General features: G+C 44.3%; 2 protein-coding genes. Both read right to left on the reverse strand.

The window, feature by feature from the left end:
* Positions 1 to 541: DNA polymerase III subunit delta (holA, locus tag A3729_RS26530; protein ID WP_068634458.1), on the reverse strand; the 541-nt coding region annotated here is incomplete at its 3' end.
* A 2-nt stretch (positions 542 to 543) separates the two neighbouring features.
* The coding region (gene lptE / locus A3729_RS26535; protein WP_197476127.1) for an LPS assembly lipoprotein LptE at positions 544 to 936 on the reverse strand (393 nt) is incomplete at its 5' end.

A 936-nucleotide genomic window follows, 5' to 3' on the forward strand; every position in this document is an offset into this window, starting at 1 on the left:
GTGCAGCGAGTAAGTTGCCTTCTAATCTATCAGACAAAAGTGAAACGGCGTCACGAGCTAAGTTCAAGCCCATTTTATTGGCTCGTTGAGCTATCCAACGCGGCATCTCGTGTAGATTGATTGGCCATATTTGAATGATGGCACCAGTCTGATCAAGTCGGCTACACCACTTGCTTTTAAGTGTGGAAGCATCGAGTTTATCGGCGCAGATCAGTAAAATCTTATCTTCTGGCAAATTATCGCAATATTGTTGAAAGGCTTTTGCACCGGGGGTACCGGGTTTAGATTTTCCAAGTCGAAGTTCAGTTAGTGTCTTTTCTGCAAATAAAGACAGAGTGTTAGCTTCTTCGTTTAAGCTGGTCCAATCGAACTTGCGGTCAACTTCCAGAATCTTTCGCTCATCAAAGCCTTGTTTTTTGCAGTTCAGACGAATGCTGTCCAAAGCTTCTTGAACCAATAGTGGCTCGTCACCGGTTACCAAATAAAGCGGTAAGAGCTTTTTTTTCAGCTCATTCTCAAGTTGCTCAGCTTTGATGCGCATACTTACTCAGAGCCCTCGTTACTGCCGGAATCGCTGGTAGTTAGCGTTTGTTTATTTACGACATCTATCTGGCGGAATATTTCTGAAGCAATGCGCTGGCTAAGTTCAGACTGTAGCTCACTGCGCTCGCGCTCTTTTGATAATAGTGCAGAGGACTGGTGGCGATAGCTATTACGAACGACGATTTCCTGTTCAGCGAGTACTTCTTCGCTCTCTTGAAGAACTAATTGATAACTTACTTTAGAGCTCAGCCCATATTCAGCGGTTGAAGCATTGCTTTGCAGCGACAAGGTACGAGACTCTTGCTCGATAGGGGAGATAGCTAGCCGATACTGAGCATTGTCATCAAAGCTAATATTATTCAGCATCAACTTTTGGCGTAGTGTTTGGCAAAG

This window comes from Oleiphilus sp. HI0043 (assembly GCF_001634935.1).